Genomic DNA, 23,581 nt, shown 5'->3' on the forward strand with positions numbered 1-23,581 from the left:
GCTTCATTCTTGAGCCGATAGGCTTGATATTACGGGTTTGACCGTATCGCTCGATCCATTATGTATCTGCGAATTAGAAAGTAATTTATCGAAGCCTCCGATGCACAAATCATGATGCAGATAGATTCTGTTGAGATCGACGGCAGGATATTTCAGTTCTTTAAAAGTGATCTTGGAAACGCCCCCCTTTTATTTCTTAAAGGCAAAAAGGGCTATGCGATGTGTGGCTATCTGAATATTGAAACTGCGAATAAAGTTGGAGATATAGCAGTACGCGTGACAGGTGTGAAGACCCTGGATGATATGTTATCGGCAAAGATAGCAGACGCTTCAATTGAGGCCCAGAAGCTTGGAATAAAGCAGGGAGACCAGCTGAAATCAGTCATAGACAGATTGTGAACATCCATAACTTTACTCATTTTTATTTCTTAGGAAATAGATACTGAATATGATTTCCTTTTTCATTCCATGATAAGCCTATGAGATGATATTTCATAGTGTTCGGCCGAATAATTCCGCATCTGATCGGAAGATTGCTATTTCATTCAAGGGCGAAAAGGTAAAAATAATAGATTGAAATACTTGCACATCAAGGTGAATCTATTTGAAGATGCCAAAGAAGATAATGACGTACTGCCCATACTGCAAGAAGCACACAAGCCATTCTGTAGAGAGGGTAAGAAAAAGAAAGGCGAGCGAACTAAAGGCCGGACAGAGGAGATTTAGAAGAGTCACATCCGGTTATGGAGGTTTCCCTAGACCAAAATTCGAAGGGAGGGAGAAGCCGACAAAGAGAGTAGCATTGAGGCTCGTCTGCGATGAATGCCATAAAGCCGTGACACCGCCAGGAATAAGAGCCAAGAAGTTTGAGATTGTGGAGGCGTGAAGATGGCAGAGACAAAATTTGTGAAGCCCAAGAATGTGAATGGGCACTTCGTCAAAATAAAATGCAAGGATTGCGGGAACGTTCAGGTGGTATTTGCAAGACCATCGTCAGTGGTAACCTGCAACATATGCGGAGCAACAATCGCTAAACCCACTGGAGGAATACTTGCCACATCAGGCGAGGTAGTAGAGGTATTATGAATATAAAGCCACTTCCGGACAACGGAGATCTTGTCGTGGTCAAAATAACCGAGGTAAAGAACTTCGGTGCTAATGGAGTCCTTGAGGAGTACCCAGGCGTTGAAGGGTACATCCATATATCCGAGGTCGCCACTGGTTGGGTTAAGCATATAAGGAGCTACCTACGTGAAGGCCAGAGAGTCGTATGCAAAGTGATCGGAGTTAATCCAGATAGGAAGGTGGTGGATCTTTCACTTAAAAGGGTGAATCAGCACCAGAGCAGAGAGAAGATAGCTGAATGGAAAAACGAACAAAAGGCCGATAAGTTGTTTGAGATCGTGTGCAATAAGTTAAATAAGAGCACAGACGAATGTAAGGAACAGTTCGGTAAAAGACTGGTTGAGCTGTTCGGGACCTTATTTGCTGCGTTTGAAAATGCTGCTCAATCCAATGGCGAATGGCTTCCGGATATTGATGGAGATTGGAAAAGCGTTTTTATAGAGATAGCAAAGGAAAATATAACGATACCAGAAGTCTCTGTTTCTGGATATTTCGAAGTTTATTCTCTTGCATCGGATGGCGTTGAAAGGATAAAGGAGGTTCTGACCATACCTGAAGATACGGGTAAGGTCGAGCTTGAATACGTAGGAGCGCCGAGGTATCGTGTAGTGGTGAAGGACAAGGATTACAAGAAGGCCGAGGAAACGCTGAAAAAAGTGGTGCAGATAGTTAACGATAAGGCTAAGAAACTACAAGTGGACGTGGAGTTCAATAAACAATGAAGTCTCTGATCAGGAAATGCCCAAAATGCCATACTTACACGCTTGAGGAAAGATGCCCTAAATGCGGATCGGAAACATACATGGCAGTTCCGCCGCGTTATTCTCCTGTTGACAGGTTCAAGAAGTACAGAATTGAAGAATTGAAAGGTGAGATGGATGGAGAAAATAGTTGTGATTAAATATAAGGATGTTAAGCTCAAATCGCCAGTGCTGGTTGGTGGACTTCCAGGCATTGGAAATGTGGGAAAAATAGCAGCTGACTATATGGTGGAGAAGCTCAACATGACCAAGATGTATGATATATTTTCCCAGTATCTGCCGCCTCAAGTTTTCATCAATGATGATAGTGTCATCCATCTCGTCAGGAACTCGATCTATTATAAGAAAATGAGGGGCAAGCATGATCTTGTTGTGCTCGCTGGCGATTTTCAGGGTACGACTCAGGAGGCCCAGTACGAGCTTTCCTATCAGGTTCTCCAAATTGCTAAGGAGATAGGCGTATCCATGATATATACTCTGGGAGGATACAGTATAGGAAAGATGATAGACAAGCCCAGAGTGCTTGGTGCGGTTACAGATAAAGAACTTGTCAAGGAACTAGAAAAGAACGGTGTAGTTTTCCCAAAGGGCGAGCCTGGAGGAGGCATAGTTGGTTCTGCCGGTCTTATACTCGGTCTGGGCATGGAGATGTTCAAATTTGAGGGTGCCTGTCTGATGGGCGAGACTTCCGGCTATTTTGCAGACCCAAAGAGTGCGATGGAGGTACTTAACGTACTTCAGAAGCAGCTGGGCATAAAGCTTGATATGAGCGATATAGAGAACAGGAGCAGGCAGATTGAGCAGATCACAGGCAAGATGCAGGAGGAGTTTCAGAATAAACAGAATAAGGAAGATCTGGGATACTTCGGATGAATAGGCCTAGATTGATCATAGCCGGACTCAGTAGCGGATCAGGAAAGACTACGACAACCCTATCCGTGATACTGAAGCTTAGATCCAGGGGATTAAAGGTTAAGCCTTTCAAAATAGGCCCGGACTATATAGATCCTCAGTTCCACAGGATCGCGGCCGGTGTCCCCAGCGAGAACCTTGATCTCTGGATGATGAATGATGATCAGATAGTATATCTTCTTAACGAAGCTTCGAAAGGATTTGACGTTTCTATCATCGAAGGGGTTATGGGTATCTTCGATGGTTTTGGATCTGATTTTTCTGGCAGCACCTATGATCTGGCCACCAGGACAAGAACGCCGATACTGCTGGTAATAGACGGCTACGGCATCGCCGGAACTGGAGCAGCAATGGTGGCAGGAGTGAAGGACTACGCAGGTGATCTGCTGCGTGGTGTCATCATAGCAAAGGTATCTGGTGAATCCCACTTCAACCTGATAAGAAAGGCCATAGAGGAAAAGACAGGCGTGCCGGTCATTGGGTATCTCATACGTGATGAGAAGGCGATTCTGGAGAGCCGGCACCTAGGCCTGGTTCAGGCCAGTGAGATCGAAAAAATTAATGAAGTTCTTGAGGCCATAGAAAACAGTTCTAATATCGATACAGAAAGACTCATGGAGATAGCGATGTCTGCTGGAGAAATAAGTTCCTCATACAGGCCGGAAGTAAACAGCTACGGACCAGCGAAGATTTCAGTGGCCATGGATAGCGCCTTTGATTTCTATTATGAAGAGAACTTCAGGATATTTAGGAAGATGGGAGCTTCCTTGCATTATTTTTCACCGATCGCAAACGAAGTTCCAGAAGCTGACAGTGACCTGATATATCTGGGTGGTGGCTATCCGGAGGTATTTGCTGGCGATCTTGAAAGAGCTAAGGATACCGCTGATGCAATTCAATCTGCAGTATCCAGCGGTACGCGGATATATGCTGAGTGTGGCGGATACATGTACCTTTGCAGATCGCTTCAGGACACCTCTGGTCATGTATACAGAGGTGCTGGCATAATACCTGCATACGTCTATATGAGCGATAAGCTCGTGATAGGGTACAGAGAGATACTGGCCAAACGAGATACCGGTATACTGAGGGCCGGAGAAAGTGCACGAGGCCATGAATTTCATAAGTCAAGGATAAGGTTTGATGTTTCGTATGATCATCCATTTGCGTTTCGCAGTAGATACAGTAGCTCTGAAGACGGATATTCAGAAGGAAAAGTAACAGCAACATACGCACATATCCATTTTCTGTCCAACCCAGGGGTTGCAGAAAATCTTCTGTCTTCTTAGGCGCACATCCCAATCGCTTGTACCTTTGACGGACTAAACTATATGAGTCTGATCTGTCTGGATTTCGGGAACAGCCTGTGGTGAGTCATTAAGACAAATTTGCTACGTTTTGAATTGCTAAATTTCTTAATACAGGTTGGCATGAGCTACTATGCTGTTCGATGATCTGCATGAATACTTGGATTTTCTCGCAAAGAAGAACGATCTCATAATGGTGAATGATCAGGTTGATCCGGATCTTGAGCTCACATACATGCTGAGTGAAGAGGAAAGGACAGGGCGTGGTCGCACATTACAGTTCAACAAAGTTAAGGGAAGCGAAGTTCCTGCAGTTGGAAATCTTTTTTCGACCTACGATAAGATGAAAACTATTCTGGGCGACGACCCATATCAGATCGGCCGCAGGATAGTGGAGATCGCTCAGCCGCCAGGTGACAGCGAAAGCTTCATAGGGAAGGGTATAGAGATGATGAGGGAGCTAGGTGGTCTGAGGCCAAAGATAACAAACAGCCTTCCGTCCAATTATGATGAGCTAGACAGGGTGGATCTGTTTCGCTATCCAATATGCAGGACATGGCCTCAAGATGCCGGAAGATTCATAACGCTGCCTCTGGTTATAACCAAGGATCCGGAGACGGGAGTGAGGAACATGGGAATGTACAGGATGCAGGTGTACGATGCTGAGACCACTGGTATGCACTGGCACATACATAAGGGAGGCTCAGAGAATTTCCAGAAGGAGGCTGAGAAGCACGAGATAATGGATGTTGCGGTGGTCATAGGATCGGATCCCCTGACGGTGTTCTCAGCTGTAGCCCCCCTTCCGAACGGCATTGATGAATTCATGTTCCGGGGTCTTGTGTCAAAAAAGCGCTTCGATCTTGTCAAGGGGAAGACGGTCAATGTTGAATATCCAAGAAACTTTGAAATAGTGCTCGAAGGTTATATAGATCCGGCAGAAACCAGAATAGAGGGGCCATTCGGGGATCATACCGGTTATTATTCCCTTGAAGAACAGTTTCCAGTGTTCCATATAAAGAAGATCATAGAGCGTAGGGACAGAATCTATCCAACCACCATAGTCGGAAAGTTATGGCATGAAGATGTGATAATGGGTAAGACCATAGAGAGGATGTTTCTGCCGCTAATACAGATGGTTATGCCAGAGGTTGTAGATATTAATACCATGGAGGAGGCCGTATTCCACAACATGGTTATAGTTTCCATAAAGAAGCGGTATCCAGGCCACGCAAAGAAGGTTATGTTTGGTCTATGGGGCATGGGCCAGATGATGTTTTCAAAGATAATAGTGGTGGTTGATGACGACATAAATGTGCATAACAGGAAGGAGGTGATCTGGGCAATGACTACCAGAATCGATCCGGATCGGGACGTGATCATCATACCCGGAACAGTCACGGACAGTCTGGATCATGCGTCACCGATATTCAATTACGGTTCCAAGATGGGCATAGATGCAACGAAGAAGAGAGCGGATGAAGGATACCAGCGCCGCTGGCCAGATGTGCTCGAGATGCCGAAGGAGATAGAAAACAAAGTACGCGATATTATGAGGAAGAACGGTCTCTCGCAGTGATCTTCAAAATGCGGCAGGCGCATCGATGAACTTCAAGGATATTGTTGAATTCATAAAACTGGAGCATACTGTGTTCGATCTTCCATTCATATTCACAGGTTATGTCCTTGCTGCCGGGAGATACGTATACCCATTGAAGATACTGCTTATACTCATAGCGGCCGTATCTGCTAGGGCATCCGCAATGTCCATAAATAGGATAGAGGGCCTTCGCTATGATCTGATAAATCCACGGAAGAAGGACTGGGCGCTTGTCTCAGGAAGGATGTCAAAATCCGAGGCAATAGCACTCACCGTATTATTTGTAGCCATATTCGAACTAACAACATTTCTGCTCAACAGGCTTGTGCTTATACTCTCACCCGTCGTCATCTTTCTCTTTCTAACGGATCCATTGCTTAAAAGATACACAGCGTGGAGGCACATATACATGGGATCCACGATAGGCGTCGGCATTCTGGCTGGCTATCTGGCAGTACTTCCAATCTTCCCAAGAGACCCTACAATATATCTCATATTCATAGGATCATCATTCTGGATAGCCGGTTTTGACGTGATATACGTCATACCCGATATGGAATATGACAGGATCAATGGCCTAAAGACGCTGATGGTAAAATATGGATTGAAGCGAGGCCTGCAAATATCGGTAGCATTTCACATAGTTACGCTGATCTCGTTCTGGGCGGTTCTGTTCTATATACGAACATACTGGTATCTGGCCGCGATGATCCTGATAAGCTTTCTTGTCATATACCAGCACATCATACTGGATCCGTCGAGGCCAGAAACTGTAAGGAAATCATTTTTCAATGCCAATTCATTCATAGGCTTTATCTATCTGCTTTCTCTGATACTTACCATAATATATCCTATAAGGGTATGACGTAGTAATCAAAGGGAAACCAATGTATAGAGGATCATGACAAAATTTTTTAGTTTGCTTTATATATTGCATTGAATGCTGCCCAAACCGGATCAGATCAATCAGATAATAGTGCTTTTGAATATATATCATGGAAGACGCAAGCCATCAGAGATAGCCAAGGACATGGATATAACACTCCAGGGCGTCATATATCATATCAAAAATCTGCAAAAGGAGGGTTTCATAGATAACGAAAACAGGATAACAAAGAAAGGCTTCGATTTCCTGTACAGGCAGCTTTCTGATATGAGGGAGTTCATAACATCCAATATAAAGGATCTGGACAGCGTTATGATCTGGGAGGCAATAGCCGCTGAAGATATAAATTCAGGATCAACAGTCTACCTCAGAATGAAAGGCGGTTATCTATATGCATATCTCTCTGGCGATGGAGCCAGGGGAAGGGCTGTAAATGGTGCGAAGGCTGGAGGACTTCTTGGTATAACCGATCTGTCTGGCATGATAGACGTGAATATAGGCAGGCTGTCGATAGTCGTTATACCGGACGAGCTGAATGATGAGGTGGAGGAAAAATTGAAGGATATCATGGCCAAGGTACCTTCCGATCTTCGTGCTGCCATTGGAGAGGCTGGATACGTTGCCCTTAGGAATGTGGGTGTCGAGCCGGATATTGAATATGCCCCTCTTGCCGCTGCGTTTGAAGCATGCGTGAGGGGTCAAAACGTCATGGTTGTGACCTCCAGGAGGCGACTGCACTATTCCATGGCTGAAATACCGCAGCTCGAAAATCGTTATAATCCCGTTAAAGCCAATATCTTGGAACTCTCATGAATATTTTGAACAGCATTATTATAATTTAACTATAATATTATTTAAATTATGAATAACAGGCAATGGATTTACTAAATTAATAAGTATTCATAAATTTTAAACATATGCACCAACCGGATAAAATATTTAAATACAACATATTAATTCTTCCTTTAACCTAAGAGGTGAAAACCTGTATGGAGGACGATGGAAGTGGGAGTAGGAATTCATATCATTGCAGATTTCTACGGGGTGGATTCAGAACTGATAGCTACTACAGAACGCATGTTTCCTATCATAGAGGGCGCTGTAGAGTACGGTCGGCTTACTAAGATATCATCTGACTATTACCAGTTCCGGCCGAGGGGTGCCAGCGGTATAGTGCTTCTTGCAGAGTCGCATCTTTCTTTTCATACCTGGCCAGAATATGGCTTGGTGACGCTAGATATATATACATGCGGCGATCCCAAGACTGCAGATGATGCTTTTGCTTATCTTGTTGATAAGCTAAGACCAACGTCAATTTCCACGAGAAAGATTATACGTGGTGATATGATAGAGGAGGCGGGAGAGAACCAGATTGAAGAGGCCGCATTCCATTGAACTGTTTTCTTCCCTCACCGTATTATCTATACTGATAATTTTATATAATACTCATTCCATTTTTCTGATAGTATCATTTTTCCTGATCTCGCTCCTAATACTTGTGCTTTCGGGCGATACCTTCTTTGACAACGCTGTGCCGATGTTCAGGGAAATGGGCATTGGAGACATGTATGCAGGTACGATCTTCATTGGCCTAGCGTCTGTTCTGGATGAGATTGCGCTTTCAGTATCATCACTGATCTTTCATCATCCGGAGATAGGAATAGGCGCTGTGGAAGGTTCCAATTTCATAACAATGATCTTCTTCACTGCCATAGTTGCGCTGATCTATCTCAAGGTAGTGAGATCCTTCATGATCGACATGACGATAATAATGGCTTTAGCAGTGATTTCAATTGGTTTATCGATAGTATATAACTATATTCCATGGTATCTGAGTACATTACTGTTTGTTCCTTTCATAATCTACGTCTCTGTCAAGGCCAAAGGAAACAGGGATCCAAATGATAAAGATAAGCAAAGTTACTCAGCCGTACTGCTAATATTGGCTTTTGTACTGATATTCATATCTTCAGATGTTCTGGTGAGAAACACCATAGAGATAGCCAGATACACCGGAATCAGCGCAATTGCATTGAGCGTCTATGGTATAGGACTTATATCATCCCTTCCAGAGATCATAATGATCCTTGTTTCGCTGATGGGCGGCAGGAAGACCGTCAGCATGGGCATATTCACAGGCAGTACGGTGTATAAGATGAGCCTGATACCCGGTTTCATAGCTTTGGCCGAGCCAACAGGCTTCAGAGAGGTATTTTACCTCCTTCTGGCGATGCTGATCATGTCTTCATTTGTCCTCACGGTGGGCATGATCACGGGTAGAAAATACAGAAAAAATGGATCCTGATCAAGCCCAGATAGGCTGACAGAATGTATCGATAAAATTGAGAACTGTATTCGACGGAACGATGATGAGTTGATCAACTGGATCAGGGTGGCGTGTACGTGGAATCGTAGAAGTCAGGATCAAGCCGAGGTATGAAGGCGTTCCTTATGGCTTCGTCCATGAGCGTTATCCTCTTCAATCTATCACCGGATAGCTTTCCAATTATACCTTCTGCCTGATCGATTTCTTCCAGATTGAAGTATTTGGAATAAGCCTCAGAGAACGTCATATCTCGTTTCATCCTGTCGACGATGTGATCTGGAATCTCAAATCCGCTGCTCATGCCCCTGGTAACGTTTCCAAAGCGATCTATAATGACGCAGTAATGGACGTCAAAGTATCTCTTTGAGAATTTTTCATATATTATCCCAGACTCAATACCTACCGAATAATCGTTATCCTTAAGGGAGGCCATGGCGCGCTGGGTTGCAAGTTCCATCGTATCCTCCCCGAATGGCTGCTGTGTTTTGAGCGAATAATCCTCGTTCTTCACTATGCTGTAATTCTTCACAATCCTTCTGACAAATTTTTCTACAGCGTATATCTTCGCTTCATTTCTGGTTGATATCCCTATTTTCAGGGGTATCTTTCTTTTGCCATTTGCGTCTATTTCACCATTGATTATCCTTGTTGAGCTTATCGGGAATAGATCCTGGGCCAGAACATATGGCACCCTGATTATCTTCAGTGGAGGCAGGCCGTTGCTGATTCGAATCTCGTTTATTTTCAATGATCGGGGATATGTTTCCGGTGATACAACTATTATCTCATAATCCTTCTCATAGGGGGCATTTCCATTTCTGTCGTCGATCTGTCTTATTCTGAATCTGTTGGTACGCTTGATCATATAATTGTAGAGGGCCCTGTACCTGATGCTGTACGGAACCGCGGGATATATCTTATTTTTCTTTACATATTCATCGCTTGTGAGGCCTATCACAACTTCATTTCCGGTATCTATTGCAGTGTTCAGCAGTGCCTTGTGTCCCTTGTGGAGCTTTGAGAAGGTCCCCCCAACAACGGTTATCATCCTGACGTTATGACTTTAACAATAAAATATATTTGGCTTACATTGCAAAATAATGAGATTTAGATATTATTCGACTATCTCCATCTCTTCATTTATGACATATGCGAGGCGTTTGATGCCTTCTACGATCTGATCATCGTCCGAATAAGTGAAATTAAGCCTCATGCTGTTATGCTTCTCCCCATGCGGATAAAAGGCGGAACCGCTGACATAGGCTACCTTTGCCTTTAGGGCTCTCTCGAGCATCTTTGTTGTGTCAATCTTCTCATCGAGGGAAACCCAGAGGAACATGCCACCGTTTGGTTTTGTGTACTTGACTCCTTCCGGGAAATACTCCTCTATGGATTTCAGCATGAGATCCCTCTTCTTTCTGTACAGGCTAACGGTTTTAGGTATCTGCCTGTATATATCTCCTCTTTTCAGATATTCATAGGCTATATATTCAGAAAGGGAATCAGAAGCCAGATCAAGACCCTGCTTGACCAGATTTATCTTCTCTATTATCTGTCTGTCCGCAATGACATATCCTAGTCTGAGGCCAGGCGCCATGACCTTTGAGAATGTACCGAGATAGATAACGTTGCCATCATCATCCATACTCTTTATGGATGGTACAGGTTCACCATCGTATCTCAGCTGGCCATACGGATTATCCTCGACGATGGGTATCTGATACCTCTTGGAGATCTCAAGAAGCCTCTTTCTCCTTTCGAGTATCATAGTTGTACCGGCCGGGTTCTGAAAAGTCGGTATTACATAGATGAATTTTGGTTTCATTCCGTTAGCCATAAGATTCGTTATCTTCTCTTCAAGCAATTCGATGTTCATGCCATTATCGTCAAGATCAACGGCGATCATGTTTGCCTTGTTCGAATTGAACGCTGATATTGCCCCAACATATGTCGGGCCCTCCGTGATTACGGTTTCACCAGGGTTCACGAATATTTTACCTATGGCATACAGGGCCTGCTGCGATCCCGTGGTGAGTATGATCTCCTCTCTCTTTGCCCTTATTCCTTCAGTCTTCTCAACATATTTAGCCAATTCATCCCTGAGCGGATCCAGGCCCTCCGTTGTCCCATACTGTAGGGCCTTCTTTCCGTAGTTTTCTATAACATCATTTAGGATCTCCTTCATCTCTTTCAGCGGAAATGATTCTGGATTTGGCATTCCACCGCCGAAAGAAATAAGTTCAGGGTCAGACGTGTATTTCAATAATGATCTTATCTCCGAGGGCTTTATATACTGAAATATGTCAGAAAATCTAAATTCCATGATTATTAAATATCATGTAAATATATAAAATTATAGTGCCATTATTTAACAGAGACTAATTTTTCTAATTCCGTCTGAGCTCTGTTGTCAAAGATCACGCTCGATCCATTGCGGACGGGCAGTATTCTGAGGAAAAAGTATAATTAAAAGATACATATTGATGCCCAATGCCTATTCAAAAACTCGCTTGGAAATTCCTCGTGATCGGTTCAAAGGGATCCGGAAAGTCTTCATTCATATCATATATCGTCTATGGGGAGATGTCTCCCGGACTCCAGAGATCTCTGATAAAGAAGACAGTAACAAGAGAAATAAATGGCAACAGATACAGCGTCGATATCTTGTTTCAGGAGGCAGATGATGATGCTGAAAGGACCATGGGAACGGCTACAGGTATGATCGTTATAATCGATCTCACTGATTCCGGAAGTTTGCAGTTTGCTGAGAGGGTCATAACCAGAGCCCATGGGATGAACAAGAGCAATGTGTATATCATTGGAAATAAGACCGATCTCAAGTACGAAGCTCAGATCTGGAAGGAGGATCTTGAGGAGTTGAGCAGAAAGTTCGGATCAGATTATTATATGGTTTCATGCAAGGATGGCACAGGTTTTGATGGTATTCTTGATGATATTGTTGATAGAATAATAAGCAGGAATGTATTGAGGAGATAGATGGAAGAAGGCATCTGCGGTTCTCATGACTTTCTAATTGAAGACGGCAAAAGTGGAAATTACATCATAGGAAAGTACAGGATAGGATACCTAAGCGGAGATAAACTGGTGCTTGATCCTTTCGAATGCCTATACCTCTACCTCAAAGGCAGGATAAGGTTCAAGGATGATGGATCGGTTGCCGATATCTTTAACGCTGTAACCTTTGATAGATACGTCGCCTATGAACTTCTCAAGAACAGAGGATACCGCGTCAAGGAGGATTCTGGCCTCTTGTATTTCAGAAAAACCACTGAGAGGCCTATGAGCCTCAGGGTAATGAGGGAATCAGATCTCATTGAATTCTCTGATTTTGTGGAAAATCCAGTGGATTTTTATTTCACGGTGGATGAGGAAGGAGATCCCACCATATATTCATCGCAGGAAGTTTCACCGGTGGGAACTGTTCATTTTGAAAAAATTTCCGGTTCTGTCGTTAAGATGGGAGGAAGAAATTTTCTCAGCCAAGAGGCCAGCAGCTGGATCGGATCCACGTTTCATGGATACAGATTACTGACAGAAACGGAGGCCAACTTTATTTCAGGAAAACATGATGTGACACCGGTAGATACAGTATTTTCTGATCTGGTAAGCAGAGGGTGCATAGTAAAGACAGGATTCAAGTATGGTGCGAACTTCCGGGTCTATCTGGGTAATGAGAGCCAGCATGCTGAATATCTAGTGAGCGTCATATCCGACACGGAAAGATGGTATTCTATCAGCAGAGGTGTGCGAGTGGCGTCAAGCGTGAGGAAAACAATGATATTTGCGAGTATATATAAAAATGAGGTCAGATACGTGGCCCTTAAAAGGGTAAAAGATATAATTTAGATCTGAGCCTCGAAATCGTCTATTGTATATTTGAACTGATCATAGCTGGATATGGTACCTCTGTTTTTCAATATCTCTCTGGCTAGCAACCAGTATATCACAGCCAGAGATCTCCTGCCTTTATTGTTTGTGGGAATTATGAGATCCACAAAATCGGTTTTGTTGTTTGCATCGCACAGAGCAATTATTGGAATACCAACTTTTATAGCCTCCTTCATTGCCTGAACGTCTGCAAGAGGATCGGTGACGATTATGACCTTTACCTCTTTGTAAAACTTAAGGCTCGGGTTGGTGAGCGTGCCTGGGTTGAACCTTCCGGTTATCGCCGTTGCACCGGTGACCTCAGCAAATTTTGCCACAGGCCTGAACGCATACTGCCTCTGCGCCACAACAAGTATATCCTGCGGCTCAAATCTTGCAAGCATCTTTCCGGCAACTATCAGCTTACTATTTGTCTTTTTAACATCAAGTATGTAAAGTCCATCGTTTCTGATCTTGAATATGTACGGCTTCATATCGCTGGACTTTACCTGCGTACCGATATGCACTCCTGATTTCTGATACTCCTCTTCCGGTATTAACATCTCTTCATCCATCTGATCACCCATTGAATAGGATTTTACCTTAATCAACCTAAGGTTTCCATTATCTGTTTTATGAGTTGATAGCTTTCAGGTATATAGCAATTTGCGAGTGGCTTTAACCTATGTCTTTAAACCTTTTGAAAAATTTACTGCATTGTTCAGAAAGAGGAAAGAAAGCGAGCAAATATGTGGCAGGTTATGGGATGTTATGAAATTATTATATAGGCTTTATCGATTAAATAAATATGCAAAAATTGAGCTGGGTAGAAGAAGAACTTTCTGCGTTGAAGGCAGAGGGTAGATACGTTCCCATAAGGACGATTGAAAGTGCTCAGGGATCATGGGTAACCATTGGCGGCAAGAAAGTTCTGAATATGTGCTCCAACAATTATCTTGGCTTTGCAAATCATCCGGAAACAAAGAAAGCAGCTATAGAGGCTATAGAAGAATATGGTGTTGGTGCTGGCGCTGTTAGATCTATAGCCGGTACCGACGAAATTCATGCTAAACTTGAAGAGAAGATTGCAGAGTTTAAGCACATGGAGGCTGCTTTGGTATATCAGGGTGGGCTCCTTGCCAACGTGGGTACAATACCTGCTCTTGTTGGAAAGGATGATGTGATATTCTCAGAAGAACTGAATCATGCGAGTATTATAGATGGAACAAGATTGAGTTCCGCGAAGAGGATAGTTTACAAACATCTCTCCGTGGAAGACCTTGAGAAGCAGATCAGAGAAAACAGGTCTTCATTCAAGAAAGCTATTGTGATAACCGACGGAGTCTTTAGCATGGATGGAGACATCGCACCATTGCCAGAAATAACAGAGGTTGCCGAAAAGAACGATGTGATGGTTTACGTTGACGACGCTCATGGTGAAGGAGTTCTAGGCGATCATGGAAGAGGCATTGTGAACTATTTCCATCTTGAAGATCGTGTAGATATTGAGATGGGAACATTCTCAAAGGCGCTTGGTTCAATGGGTGGTTTTGTCGCAGGTTCCTCAGATCTTATTGATCTCCTTAAGCAGAAATCCAGGCCTTTCCTTTTCAGCAGCGCGTTGAACCCTGCTGATGCAGCTGCAGTTCTCAAGGCAATAGAGATTTTAGAGAATGACGACTCGCTGATCAAGAAACTCTGGCATAATTCTGATCTCTTGAAGAAGTCCTTATCGGATATTGGATACAATACTGGCCACAGTAAGACACCGATAACACCTGTGATAATAGGCGATGAAAAGAAGACCGTTGATCTGAGCAAGAGGTTATATGATGAAAAGGATGTCTTCGCTTCACCCATAGTCTATCCAACTGTACCGAAGGGAACCGCGAGAATAAGGCTGATGCCTTCAGCAGTTCACACTGAGCAGGACATAAAAATCGCTGTGGATGCATTCGCGGATCTCGGAAAGAAACTGCACATAATTTAAATATTATTTTTATATATTTTTGTATAGTTGGCCATATACGATAATTTTATTTGTAAGAATTTATAAATATAATTCCAGCAGTACATTTCATTTTTTACTGTGTACGCAAACATAAATATCAAAAATGGATACGGAAATGCCCGAGTGGGGTAATTTGGATATCCTGGAGGCCTGCGGAGCCTCAGATCCGGGTTCAAATCCCGGCCCGGGCATTAAGCTATTCATTAATTGAAGCTTAGAATCAGATCGCTTGTTTTGTAGGATTTCTAACTCGAATTTGGCAATAGAATGCAGTTAAATCAGGATCATGAGGTTATGCTTATATATCTCATAATTTCTATTGAAAGCTTTACACGTCGGTTGAAAACATTGTCATAGCGGTTTTTTGTTTAAGTAGAAAGGCCATGATCATCGCCGCTATAGACAGTGTTCCAAGGGCTAGGAAAATAACTATTATGCTGATACTATTGATTTCCAGAGTAACCGCGATCAGTATAGCCATCGTTGTGATGGTGGAGAGCAAGGAAACTCCTGACGAAAACCTCCCGAGCATTTCCATAGGAACATGCTTCATCACGAAGGAGTTTCTGTTTATCCTCGTTCCTGGATTTCCGATTCCGTGTAAACTCTGAAAGATCATGAAGAAGATGAAATTAGAAGAAAAAGGCATAAGAAGTAGAGCAGCTATGTAAATAGCGAAAAAGATGAAGCTGTTGGCAAGTTCATTTCCTCTTGGAAACATAGATATGGCCAGTCCAGTCAGCGCAGCAAAGGCCGCGTAATCCATTTCAGAGAATGAAATATCTGATACATTTCCATGAATAACATTCACTATGAATATAGGCTTCAGCAGATTACCAACTATGATCATGATAAACGGAAAGTTTAGAAAATAGATGAGAAAGGTTTGCTTGGGATATCTCCTGATCATCGACAGCACTCCATTATGTTTGATCTTCTTATCCCGTAAAGATCTTACCGGCTTGAAATTCTCTTCAATTAATGATATGAATAGCAATGATATTATTTGGATGATTATGGCCAGCGCGAGTGAGCCCTGCGGTCCAATGAGTAATAGAGCAGGTACAGCTATCGCAGAGCCAAGGAGAGACGGAAACTGCCCAGACGCTTCTGCGATACCGTTCATCCTCAGATATGCAGTTTGGTGCGATATGGTCTGAAGCAATGCCCTCATCATGTCAAAATACACGCTTGAACTCACATTAATATAGATCAGCAGCACCGAAAGTACTAGCACCCTCTGCATCATATGAAAGTGCCAGAGGAGTAGAGAGAACATCTCGAATAGGATCGAGATTGTCTGCAGCATTTCTATAAGTCTCCTTCTTGGAAAGGAGTCTATTATTTTTCCCAGGAACGGATCGATGAACATTGAAAAAATCAATGAAAGTATCATGATAGTTCCGAACTGGATCTTGCCGGGATTACTGAGGCTGAGCAGAAACATGGTGTAAATTTCCACCGGATATGTGGAGGATAGGGCTAATATCTTCGATGAATTGTAAAGTAATGTCGAATATTTCGATATTCTCGTTGATTGCATAAGAGCTTATCTTTGAAAAATTAATAAATTAAATCATTTATAAATTTTATAAAATACCAGAGACTAGTAGTGGAATGCTTCGTTCATAAAAAATGAAAAACTATCAAAAGCCAGATTCTTTTATGAAACTGATTTCTCTTTACTTATTATGAATCGGCAGGCGCCGTGTCCATTTACCTGCGTGTGTGTAGAAACGACCTTCATACCCAGCACGGATTCAAATAGGTTGCATTCCAGTGAACAGGCCTCGCCGAATCTTTGGGCAATGGTGAATATGGGGCAATTGTATTCAGATAGCTCGTATTTGGAATTACCAGTCTTCTTCAGTTCAGGCACGTAATTTTCTTCATAACGTAGCTTTGCCAGTCCTTCAACCCTTGAATCTTCTTTCATGTTGCCCAGTGTCCGAATGTAAGATCTTTTTATATCATCATACCTATTTTCTAGGAATCTGATCACCAGATCCCTGTGGCCTGTTTCGGCAAGAAATTCTATCAGTTCATTCAATATCCTATCTCCTGCTGAACCAAATGCGCTTGAAGATTTCATTAGAAGATAGAACCTATAGAATGGTCGGCCTATTTCGCCTTTCATGATCCTTCTTTCCACAATATGTCTGTTCTCCAAAACTTGAATATGCTTGAGTATGGCCATCTTTGATAATCCGAGTTGATTTGACAGGTCCTGAAGAGATAATCCGTCATGCTTCTTCAAGGCAATTATGATCCTCGACTCGGTTGGATAACCATCGACGTCCTCTAATCCTCCCATATATATGGAACATTGTCGTATTAATTAACTTTTTCTTTTATAAATTATAAAAATGATAAACCCACCATTATTTGCCCTTTTTTAACTGAAAATCGGTATTAAGAAAAATTTTACTCAAGAGACATTATATATTCCGGCCTTGATAAAGACGGGATGCCTTGCAGCAGTTCAAGTATCTGACTGGCTGCTGGTTCCCGCATTTTTGTTCCCTGATACAGCAAGTGAGATCAATGGCGTTATTATCAATGAAATCAGAACAGTTCCTAGTATCGCAAGTGAATATTCGGTCGATGTTATTATGCCGGTGTCGTAAGCTATTGCGGCTATAATGACGCCAACTGCACCTCTTCCACCCAGCACAGACATCGTTGTCAATGGTGTTATGCTCTTTATGAATCTCTTGGACATCAGATAGTTAAGAGCCGTGCCTGAGGCTATTATAACAATAAGCGCCGGCAGAAAGATGATGAACAGATCCAGATGTGGAAAGACAACGCTTAGTCCAGCTATGGAAAAGAACAGCGGGATGAAGAACGAGTCATTTATCCGCTTCAGAGTATTAACCAGCATTCTATGGTATTTTTCACCGACTGACGCCTCATGTATGAGTATACCTGCAAAGAAAGATCCAAGCACATATGTTATGCCAATAGCCTCAAATATTATTGATACAAGCAATCCGGCTATTATGACGATAGAGAAGAGCAGATACTCCATGTTCGTGCTTTCCTCCTTTTCTTCAATCCATTTTATTATTCCTATTGCCCTTCTCCTTATCAGAATATCAAATACTGCTATTGCAAAGAAGAATAATACCACAAAACCGAGCGATTCGATCACTCTGTACATATTTTCCGTTGTGGCTGAAAGCATTATAAAGGCTAGTATATCGGTGAGAACAACTGCTGAAAGGATAAGTCTCCCTCCATTCACTTTGAGGAGATTGTATCTCATCAACAGAACCGATATTATCGAGATTGAAGGAACACTAACAGACAATGATACCACAAATGAAGAAATCACACCAAATGGGGTGATCATGTTGAGTATGATCAATCCGAGTATCATCGGTATAACAAAACCCGAAATGGTGAATATTATGGATCTCCTGAGATTTCCATATATATACTCAGTATTTGCCTCCACTCCTATGGACAGGATTATGAAGAAGAGCGAGATGCTCTCTATGTCAGATATCGTGGGTGAGGGTAATATAATCCTCAGGACACCTGCACCGACTATCACACCGGAGACAATATATGCGACAACTTCTGGAATTTTGAATTTATCAAGTACAACGCCCAGTAGCATAGAAACGGAGAGTAGTATCAAAATCTGGGTGAGTATGTCCGTTACCACCAAATCCCATAGCCATAATTATAATTAAAGTTATTTATGGAGATATGACATTTTGAAGCCTCTGAGTTTCGATACAATACTCAAGAGACTATGTGCAGAAGTATGCCTATATAGGACATTATTATGCCGACGGCAGACATGCCGACTGCCCATATAGCATAATGACCTGAAATTGACCTTGCAAGACCTATGCCTAGAAAGGCAAGCGCAACTGTAGCTGCTATAAATGGAAGTGCATGCAATCCAGGAAATAATGCATCAGAGGCCAGGGGAATCATTGAACCTAGAAAACCAGAAAGCCCAGCAATTGCAGTACCCTCCACGGCTTCCTCAGTTATTTCAATGCCGATGTGGCTTCTCATGAGTTTTCTCGGCGACTCCATGGCTAGCTGTCTTGACATTCGTGATATTTCACCACGCAATCTGGCGTACTCGGCTATGAAGAAACTGAAACTTCCCACTATGGCCGAACCAGCGCCAATCCTTAAGGCTTCGATCAGCCCTATGGAAACGGTAGAAGAGAGCGCTGCTGCAGCTATCATAAGTGATGTTATTATTCCATCGGAGAGCCCAAGTGTTATGGAAAAGAGAATGCGCCCTCTCAATTCTGATTTCTCCTCACGTTTTCTATTAGCCTTTTGCCCACAGCAATTTCATCAACTGAATGTATGGCAGATCCAGTGTTTTCAATAGTTTCTATCAGTTCATCGTAGTTTATATTTGTACCTTCCACGGTTATATTTGTGCCCATAGTTTCCATATCCATTTCCGTCACTATTATATTGACTGCCTCTACTCCCTGCACTCTTTCTATCGCGGCAGCAAGTTCAACCAACGTTGGCCTGTTCAGGCCCTTGTCAACATCAAGCACCACACGTCGTATGTTCAAATCGATCAGCACTCCCATAATATCGATATTTTAATGAAATGATACAAGATTGAACGATATTATTCTATTATGCATTTGTAACATCATTTCTTATACAATATCTCTATCATTATTCAATTAAAAAATATTTCTGAGATAACCGTTGAAAGGAATTTCAAAGCTGTGAAGGATGGAACAAGCAGATCTTACAATATTTATAGAAAGGTTAGGTGTTTGATAGAAGCAATAAAACTCTTTCTTCGGACATGAGATACACGGACTTCCCCAATGGAAAACCAGTAAGTTCTTCGGATACACGGCAAAGGAAATAAGCGTTACAGTCATCGTCATTGATCCGTATAATTCCAGCAGGGAATGCCCTGTATGCCACACCATAGGCAAAAGGAACAGACCTGAACTATCCCGTTTCAGATGGGTTTCCTGTGGGTTTGAAGGAGAGGCAGATTTTGTTGCATCCCTCAATATCAGGGACGGGGCTGTAGTCAGCCAGCCTATTGTGACGCGTGTTATTTTCGCTCATCTGATCCACCCAGCTGCAAGCTCTGAGCTTTTAGCGAGAGGTAGCTGACTTGGACTTCCTAGTATCTCTATGAAAAGTATATTAAGCAAAGTTAGTTGTAGTTAATCTAACTAGACGTCAGAGGGATTGATTTTGAAAGTTAATATAATTGGCCTTAATGGATTTGGAAAACGACATATTGAAGCATGGTCAAAGGCGGATATTGATATAGAGATAACCGAGAGAAAGATGGATATAGTAAATGAGTTGAAAAGCAAGTACGACATAAAAAAGGTATATGGATCTCTTGAAGAGGCATTCAAATCGGATGCGGAGATATTCGATCTTGTTCTTCCACACAACCTCCACAAGGATGTTACGATTCGATCCTTGAGTTTGGGGAAGCATGTACTGGTGGAAAAGCCAATAGCTACAGAGATCAAAGACGCGCAGGAAATGATAAGATCCTCCGAGGAACATAGAAGAAAATTGATGGTTGCGGATCAGTATTATTTCGATCCAAGTGTGTGGAAAGCTAAAGAATTCATGGATTCTGGAAAGATCGGATCAGCGCATACAATAATAATAAGGGATCAGAGGAAATACAATTGGCATGGATGGAGATCGCAGGCCTCAATAATGGGCGGTGGGCCATTGATCGATGGCGGCATACATTTTATCGATACGTTGCTGAATCTTAGCGGCGAATATGTATCCATTCGTTCAAACTTTTATAAGTCTGTACCATCGATAGAGGAACCGGACACAGTCGAGGCGTTATTTAAGTTCAGGAACGGATCAAACGGGGTATTTTTCTATTCATGGGGCTATCCCTACCCGCCGTTGTTACCATCATTTGAGATAGTGGGGACCGAAGGGAGCATAGTTGAGGATATTACTACCAAACCAAACAATTTCGAAACACCAAAGGGGAAACGTGCATATGGTGATCCGATACTCAACGGATCGTTGATTGATCTGGGCAAACATGACATATTCTTTGACGAAGTTTCTGGTTTTTTGAAGAGCGTGCTTGACGATTCTCCTGTCCCATTCGATCCATACCTTGCGCTGCGCGATCTTAAGGCGGTAAAAGACATCTATTCCAGCAGCATATAATAATGCTTCTGGATCTGCGAGAAGATCATTAAAAAAATGAGATCATAGATAAAAAGTGGAATACACATAAAAGTTTATATCTCACATTAAATTAATATTTTAAAGGGAGAAGAAAGTAAAAGATCGAAGGAGATGATCATGGTATTATTCAAATTTGGAAAGAGCGAAGAAGAGAAAATGCTTGAGAGAAGATCTAGGATAAGCAAATGGAAATCTGACATAGACAGGGCAATCAGACAGTATGAAAAGAACAGGGATATGAATATACAAAACGCCAAGATATCGTTAAAGGATGGGAACATAGAAAAGGCAAGGGTTTTTGCTTCTAACATAATTTCTCTGGACAGTGCCATAAGGGGACTGAAGGATTACAAACTGTTTCTTGAAAATATAGATCTTAATCTGCAGTTTGCCGACACAACCAAGAAAGTATGGGCCTCCTTGAAAGAAGGATCAGAAGATCTGCTCAAGAGCCAGCTTACTGAGAAGCAGGTGATACAGATGCAGCAGAATGTTGAGAAGATAATCACTGCATCGGATCAGATACAGGAGAGGCTGAGCAGCCAGCTTGATCAGATAACTACCGCTGTCAATCAGAAGGGAGAATACAATCCAGAGAGCGTTGAGAAGATATTGTCTTCACTTTCAGGTGAAGGGCAGAAAGCATCGGAAAAGCCCGCTGTTCAGGAGCCATCCGAGTCAGCCAGCACGGATAAAGATCTAGAAAATCTCCTGAAGTCACTTGGCGGCGTTAAGAACAATGACGATCAGATCAAATGAACCTTTCCCAAAATGAAGTCCTGGGATACTGGACCTGTTTGACGTTTGCATGTGCCGGTATACCTACTGTATTTTCTAGGTGATATTAGCGTTGTTTTTATCCTAATAGAACAGTACCAATACCGAAGAACCTTATTATCTATTTAGAGGTTTATCAGGATAATCCTATTCTCGCGATATGTTGTATATTCTTTTATCTGATAATATTTAAAAATCTCATAATAGAGGTGTAAGGTTTTTCTTGCTATGGCTTCACATTGATTCTATTTCCTACAAAATCTATTCACGAATAAAATTTTATATCATATATGGCCCAAATGAGTACGACCCGTGTTATCTGTTCGGCTTCTTATCCCTTCCAGAGCCCTACGGCCAGGCCTATTAGGAACAGTATCACTGTGAGAGAAAGGGACCCACCGAAACCTATCGATATATCATTTGTTATCTGCGCTGCATAGGTTTTTATATACGGCAGAAGTCTCGCCGTCATATTTGTTATGGATACATGGGGTGCGAATGAAAAGCCTACGTATGTAGAGAGGATGAGTGCAATCACTATGAGTATAAATGATGTGACGCCTTTTTTAATGGCCAGTCCGAATAGCAAACCATCGATGAGGGCAACAATGAGAAGGATATAGCCCGTTAGTTCTACCATTAAATGATTAACATAATGGGTCTATTTAAACTTGTCGTATATGTATGAAGCGTAGACGTTATGGGATCTGCATTTTCCAAACTTAAAATCATGAATCAATATTCATAGCGTTGATTATGGTTCATTTTTCAAGTTTGTTGAAAATTTTATATCTTACTATACGGTATTCGCCCGGATGAAAGAGATCAAAGTTATACTCATGGGCGTCGGAAACGTTGGACTTAACGTCCTAAGGATCCTTCAGACTAACAACGAGAGAAACGATGGTCTTAGTGTCCGGCTGGTTGGTGTATCTGATTCTCACAGTTCAGTTAGTGGAAAGAACCTGAATATTCAGGATATTATAAGGAATAAGGAGTTAAATGGCAGAGTATCAAATAATGCCGAAATAGATGTTGCGGAACTTTTGAAGGAAAGAGCAGATATTCTTGTTGACTGCACACCTGCATCAAGGGACGGATCCCGCGAAGCTGATCTGTACAAGATTGCATTTCAAAATGGTCTCGATGTTGTTACGGCCAATAAATCAGGTCTGGCAAACAGATGGAAAGATATAATGGACTCGGCTAAAAATTATTCCAGAAAGATACGATACGAAGCTACAGTTGCCGGTGGTGTCCCACTTTTCAGCGTTCTGGATTATTCCATAATCCCGTCCAGAGTGATTAGATTCAGAGGAATAGTGAGTTCAACCATCAACTATGTTATAAGAAACATGGCAAGTGGTGCAAAGCTGGATCAGGTCGTCGATGAAGCCATAAGGAAGGGTATAGCCGAAAGGAATCCTCAGGACGACCTCAAGGGACTAGATGCTGGAAGGAAAAGCGTTATACTTGTAAACCGTCTGTTTGGAACAACTTATACTCTGAAAGATGTAAGATATGAAGGTGTTGAAGAACGTCGATATGGTGAAAATGATCGCCTTATAACTGAAATTTATGAAGATAATGGTAAGCCTATAGCCATATCAAGGATTGCATCATTGTCGGAAGATGATTTTCTTAGGCACATAGACATAGATGGCTTAGGTTACCAGATTCTAACGGATAATAATGGTACGGTGAATGTCAGTGATGTATCAGATGGACCTTATGAAACTGCCGGAGCTGTGGTTAACGATATATTCATTCTATCAAACAGACCATAA

At 42.3% G+C, this 23,581-nt stretch carries 28 protein-coding genes and 1 tRNA gene; 20 read left to right on the top strand and 9 right to left on the bottom strand.

What is annotated here, in order from left to right:
* Window positions 1-111: 111 nt before the first annotated feature.
* From Q0C15_RS06565 to Q0C15_RS06620, 12 genes are all read left to right on the top strand, one after another.
* Window positions 112-399, top strand: coding sequence for a YunC family protein (locus tag Q0C15_RS06565; protein WP_297217525.1), 288 nt, complete (start codon window positions 112-114; stop codon window positions 397-399).
* Window positions 400-604: 205 nt separating this feature from the next.
* A complete protein-coding gene (locus Q0C15_RS06570; protein ID WP_110642237.1) occupies window positions 605-886 on the top strand; it encodes a 50S ribosomal protein L44e in 282 nt (93 codons plus the stop codon).
* A gap of 2 nt (window positions 887-888) precedes the next feature.
* Complete coding sequence (locus Q0C15_RS06575; protein WP_297217528.1) at window positions 889-1,086, top strand: 30S ribosomal protein S27e; 198 nt, start codon at window positions 889-891, stop codon at window positions 1,084-1,086.
* Entirely contained in the window at window positions 1,083-1,847 is a 765-nt protein-coding gene (locus tag Q0C15_RS06580) for a translation initiation factor IF-2 subunit alpha (protein ID WP_297217530.1), read from the top strand. Before Q0C15_RS06575 ends, Q0C15_RS06580 begins: the two co-directional genes overlap by 4 nt.
* Entirely contained in the window at window positions 1,844-2,026 is a 183-nt protein-coding gene (locus Q0C15_RS06585) for an RNA-protein complex protein Nop10 (protein WP_297217532.1), read from the top strand. Before Q0C15_RS06580 ends, Q0C15_RS06585 begins: the two co-directional genes overlap by 4 nt.
* On the top strand, window positions 2,004-2,759 hold the full coding sequence (locus Q0C15_RS06590; RefSeq protein ID WP_297217534.1) for a proteasome assembly chaperone family protein: 756 nt from the start codon (window positions 2,004-2,006) through the stop codon (window positions 2,757-2,759). The genes Q0C15_RS06585 and Q0C15_RS06590 overlap by 23 nt, the downstream gene beginning before the upstream one ends.
* Window positions 2,756-4,087, top strand: coding sequence for a cobyrinate a,c-diamide synthase (locus Q0C15_RS06595; RefSeq protein WP_297217537.1), 1,332 nt, complete (start codon window positions 2,756-2,758; stop codon window positions 4,085-4,087). The genes Q0C15_RS06590 and Q0C15_RS06595 overlap by 4 nt, the downstream gene beginning before the upstream one ends.
* Before the next feature lie 151 nt (window positions 4,088-4,238).
* Window positions 4,239-5,684 (top strand): menaquinone biosynthesis decarboxylase, encoded by a 1,446-nt coding sequence (locus Q0C15_RS06600; protein WP_297217539.1) that lies wholly within the window; start codon window positions 4,239-4,241, stop codon window positions 5,682-5,684.
* Window positions 5,685-5,709: 25 nt separating this feature from the next.
* The gene (locus Q0C15_RS06605; RefSeq protein ID WP_297217541.1) at window positions 5,710-6,570 is read left to right on the top strand and encodes a UbiA-like polyprenyltransferase; all 861 of its coding nucleotides are present in this window, start codon (window positions 5,710-5,712) and stop codon (window positions 6,568-6,570) included.
* Between the two features lie 75 nt (window positions 6,571-6,645).
* Window positions 6,646-7,404: a transcriptional regulator gene (locus Q0C15_RS06610; RefSeq protein WP_297217543.1), complete on the top strand. Its 759-nt coding sequence runs from the start codon at window positions 6,646-6,648 to the stop codon at window positions 7,402-7,404.
* Window positions 7,405-7,590: 186 nt separating this feature from the next.
* Window positions 7,591-7,986, top strand: a complete 396-nt coding sequence (gene speD / locus Q0C15_RS06615; RefSeq protein WP_110642219.1) for an adenosylmethionine decarboxylase — start codon at window positions 7,591-7,593, stop codon at window positions 7,984-7,986.
* Window positions 7,964-8,896: a sodium:calcium antiporter gene (locus tag Q0C15_RS06620; protein ID WP_297217545.1), complete on the top strand. Its 933-nt coding sequence runs from the start codon at window positions 7,964-7,966 to the stop codon at window positions 8,894-8,896. The genes speD and Q0C15_RS06620 overlap by 23 nt, the downstream gene beginning before the upstream one ends.
* Window positions 8,897-8,978: 82 nt before the next feature.
* Here the strand turns inward: Q0C15_RS06620 and Q0C15_RS06625 are convergent, their stop codons facing one another.
* Complete coding sequence (locus Q0C15_RS06625) at window positions 8,979-9,965, bottom strand: bifunctional pantetheine-phosphate adenylyltransferase/NTP phosphatase (RefSeq protein ID WP_297217547.1); 987 nt, start codon at window positions 9,963-9,965, stop codon at window positions 8,979-8,981.
* A 66-nt stretch (window positions 9,966-10,031) separates the two neighbouring features.
* Window positions 10,032-11,240, bottom strand: a complete 1,209-nt coding sequence (locus Q0C15_RS06630) for a PLP-dependent aminotransferase family protein (RefSeq protein WP_297217549.1) — start codon at window positions 11,238-11,240, stop codon at window positions 10,032-10,034.
* 167 nt (window positions 11,241-11,407) lie between these two features.
* On the opposite strand from Q0C15_RS06630, the gene Q0C15_RS06635 reads away from it, so the two are divergent.
* Both Q0C15_RS06635 and endA read left to right on the top strand, forming a co-directional pair.
* Complete coding sequence (locus Q0C15_RS06635) at window positions 11,408-11,914, top strand: GTPase domain-containing protein (protein WP_297217551.1); 507 nt, start codon at window positions 11,408-11,410, stop codon at window positions 11,912-11,914.
* Entirely contained in the window at window positions 11,915-12,784 is an 870-nt protein-coding gene (endA, locus tag Q0C15_RS06640; protein ID WP_297217553.1) for a tRNA-intron lyase, read from the top strand.
* On the opposite strand, the gene rpsB is transcribed toward endA, so the two are convergent.
* Window positions 12,781-13,380, bottom strand: a complete 600-nt coding sequence (rpsB, locus tag Q0C15_RS06645) for a 30S ribosomal protein S2 (RefSeq protein ID WP_110642256.1) — start codon at window positions 13,378-13,380, stop codon at window positions 12,781-12,783. The two genes, endA and rpsB, sit on opposite strands and share 4 nt — an antisense overlap.
* A gap of 233 nt (window positions 13,381-13,613) precedes the next feature.
* Here rpsB and Q0C15_RS06650 point away from each other — a divergent pair, with 233 nt between their 5' ends.
* Together Q0C15_RS06650 and Q0C15_RS06655 are read left to right on the top strand one after the other, a co-directional pair.
* A complete protein-coding gene (locus tag Q0C15_RS06650; protein WP_297217556.1) occupies window positions 13,614-14,795 on the top strand; it encodes a glycine C-acetyltransferase in 1,182 nt (393 codons plus the stop codon).
* Between the two features lie 138 nt (window positions 14,796-14,933).
* Window positions 14,934-15,007, top strand: a tRNA-Arg gene (locus tag Q0C15_RS06655).
* 137 nt (window positions 15,008-15,144) lie between these two features.
* On the opposite strand, the gene Q0C15_RS06660 is transcribed toward Q0C15_RS06655, so the two are convergent.
* The 5 genes from Q0C15_RS06660 to Q0C15_RS06680 form a co-directional block, all read right to left on the bottom strand.
* Window positions 15,145-16,359, bottom strand: a complete 1,215-nt coding sequence (locus Q0C15_RS06660; protein ID WP_297217558.1) for an MFS transporter — start codon at window positions 16,357-16,359, stop codon at window positions 15,145-15,147.
* A 120-nt stretch (window positions 16,360-16,479) separates the two neighbouring features.
* A complete protein-coding gene (locus Q0C15_RS06665; protein ID WP_297217560.1) occupies window positions 16,480-17,130 on the bottom strand; it encodes a metalloregulator ArsR/SmtB family transcription factor in 651 nt (216 codons plus the stop codon).
* 168 nt (window positions 17,131-17,298) lie between these two features.
* On the bottom strand, window positions 17,299-18,489 hold the full coding sequence (locus tag Q0C15_RS06670; RefSeq protein WP_297217562.1) for a cation:proton antiporter: 1,191 nt from the start codon (window positions 18,487-18,489) through the stop codon (window positions 17,299-17,301).
* Window positions 18,490-18,569: 80 nt separating this feature from the next.
* Window positions 18,570-19,094, bottom strand: a complete 525-nt coding sequence (locus tag Q0C15_RS06675; RefSeq protein ID WP_237265350.1) for a hypothetical protein — start codon at window positions 19,092-19,094, stop codon at window positions 18,570-18,572.
* Window positions 19,091-19,396, bottom strand: coding sequence for a DUF211 domain-containing protein (locus Q0C15_RS06680; RefSeq protein ID WP_201796952.1), 306 nt, complete (start codon window positions 19,394-19,396; stop codon window positions 19,091-19,093). Before Q0C15_RS06680 ends, Q0C15_RS06675 begins: the two co-directional genes overlap by 4 nt.
* Window positions 19,397-19,628: 232 nt before the next feature.
* On the opposite strand from Q0C15_RS06680, the gene Q0C15_RS06685 reads away from it, so the two are divergent.
* The 3 genes from Q0C15_RS06685 (at window position 19,629) to Q0C15_RS06695 (ending at window position 21,776) form a co-directional block, all read left to right on the top strand.
* A complete protein-coding gene (locus Q0C15_RS06685) occupies window positions 19,629-19,946 on the top strand; it encodes a zinc ribbon domain-containing protein (RefSeq protein WP_297217588.1) in 318 nt (105 codons plus the stop codon).
* Between the two features lie 84 nt (window positions 19,947-20,030).
* Window positions 20,031-20,996: a Gfo/Idh/MocA family oxidoreductase gene (locus Q0C15_RS06690; protein ID WP_297217565.1), complete on the top strand. Its 966-nt coding sequence runs from the start codon at window positions 20,031-20,033 to the stop codon at window positions 20,994-20,996.
* Window positions 20,997-21,134: 138 nt separating this feature from the next.
* Window positions 21,135-21,776 (top strand): Snf7 family protein, encoded by a 642-nt coding sequence (locus Q0C15_RS06695; RefSeq protein ID WP_110642247.1) that lies wholly within the window; start codon window positions 21,135-21,137, stop codon window positions 21,774-21,776.
* A gap of 349 nt (window positions 21,777-22,125) precedes the next feature.
* Here Q0C15_RS06695 and Q0C15_RS06700 read toward each other — a convergent pair whose 3' ends face one another.
* Window positions 22,126-22,434, bottom strand: coding sequence for a hypothetical protein (locus Q0C15_RS06700; RefSeq protein WP_297217567.1), 309 nt, complete (start codon window positions 22,432-22,434; stop codon window positions 22,126-22,128).
* Between the two features lie 175 nt (window positions 22,435-22,609).
* Here Q0C15_RS06700 and Q0C15_RS06705 point away from each other — a divergent pair, with 175 nt between their 5' ends.
* Window positions 22,610-23,581 carry a homoserine dehydrogenase gene (locus Q0C15_RS06705; RefSeq protein ID WP_297217569.1) on the top strand — a complete coding sequence of 324 codons (972 nt, stop codon included), beginning with the start codon at window positions 22,610-22,612 and terminating at the stop codon, window positions 23,579-23,581.

It is taken from the genome of Thermoplasma sp., assembly GCF_023256435.1.
GTDB lineage: Archaea > Thermoplasmatota > Thermoplasmata > Thermoplasmatales > Thermoplasmataceae > Thermoplasma.

Bases quoted from the DNA above. Each gene is read 5' to 3' on its own strand.
- Q0C15_RS06565 (WP_297217525.1), top strand. From the start codon at position 112: ATGATGCAGATAGATTCTGTTGAGATCGACGGCAGGATATTTCAGTTC.
- Q0C15_RS06575 (WP_297217528.1), top strand. From the start codon at position 889: ATGGCAGAGACAAAATTTGTGAAGCCCAAGAATGTGAATGGGCACTTC.
- Q0C15_RS06580 (WP_297217530.1), top strand. From the start codon at position 1,083: ATGAATATAAAGCCACTTCCGGACAACGGAGATCTTGTCGTGGTCAAA.
- Q0C15_RS06585 (WP_297217532.1), top strand. From the start codon at position 1,844: ATGAAGTCTCTGATCAGGAAATGCCCAAAATGCCATACTTACACGCTT.
- Q0C15_RS06590 (WP_297217534.1), top strand. From the start codon at position 2,004: ATGGAGAAAATAGTTGTGATTAAATATAAGGATGTTAAGCTCAAATCG.
- Q0C15_RS06595 (WP_297217537.1), top strand. From the start codon at position 2,756: ATGAATAGGCCTAGATTGATCATAGCCGGACTCAGTAGCGGATCAGGA.
- Q0C15_RS06600 (WP_297217539.1), top strand. From the start codon at position 4,239: ATGCTGTTCGATGATCTGCATGAATACTTGGATTTTCTCGCAAAGAAG.
- Q0C15_RS06605 (WP_297217541.1), top strand. From the start codon at position 5,710: ATGAACTTCAAGGATATTGTTGAATTCATAAAACTGGAGCATACTGTG.
- Q0C15_RS06610 (WP_297217543.1), top strand. From the start codon at position 6,646: ATGCTGCCCAAACCGGATCAGATCAATCAGATAATAGTGCTTTTGAAT.
- speD (WP_110642219.1), top strand. From the start codon at position 7,591: ATGGAAGTGGGAGTAGGAATTCATATCATTGCAGATTTCTACGGGGTG.
- Q0C15_RS06625 (WP_297217547.1), bottom strand. From the start codon at position 9,965: ATGATAACCGTTGTTGGGGGGACCTTCTCAAAGCTCCACAAGGGACAC.
- Q0C15_RS06630 (WP_297217549.1), bottom strand. From the start codon at position 11,240: ATGGAATTTAGATTTTCTGACATATTTCAGTATATAAAGCCCTCGGAG.
- Q0C15_RS06635 (WP_297217551.1), top strand. From the start codon at position 11,408: ATGCCTATTCAAAAACTCGCTTGGAAATTCCTCGTGATCGGTTCAAAG.
- endA (WP_297217553.1), top strand. From the start codon at position 11,915: ATGGAAGAAGGCATCTGCGGTTCTCATGACTTTCTAATTGAAGACGGC.
- rpsB (WP_110642256.1), bottom strand. From the start codon at position 13,380: ATGGATGAAGAGATGTTAATACCGGAAGAGGAGTATCAGAAATCAGGA.
- Q0C15_RS06650 (WP_297217556.1), top strand. From the start codon at position 13,614: ATGCAAAAATTGAGCTGGGTAGAAGAAGAACTTTCTGCGTTGAAGGCA.
- Q0C15_RS06660 (WP_297217558.1), bottom strand. From the start codon at position 16,359: ATGCAATCAACGAGAATATCGAAATATTCGACATTACTTTACAATTCA.
- Q0C15_RS06665 (WP_297217560.1), bottom strand. From the start codon at position 17,130: ATGGGAGGATTAGAGGACGTCGATGGTTATCCAACCGAGTCGAGGATC.
- Q0C15_RS06680 (WP_201796952.1), bottom strand. From the start codon at position 19,396: ATGGGAGTGCTGATCGATTTGAACATACGACGTGTGGTGCTTGATGTT.
- Q0C15_RS06695 (WP_110642247.1), top strand. From the start codon at position 21,135: ATGGTATTATTCAAATTTGGAAAGAGCGAAGAAGAGAAAATGCTTGAG.
- Q0C15_RS06700 (WP_297217567.1), bottom strand. From the start codon at position 22,434: ATGGTAGAACTAACGGGCTATATCCTTCTCATTGTTGCCCTCATCGAT.
- Q0C15_RS06705 (WP_297217569.1), top strand. From the start codon at position 22,610: ATGAAAGAGATCAAAGTTATACTCATGGGCGTCGGAAACGTTGGACTT.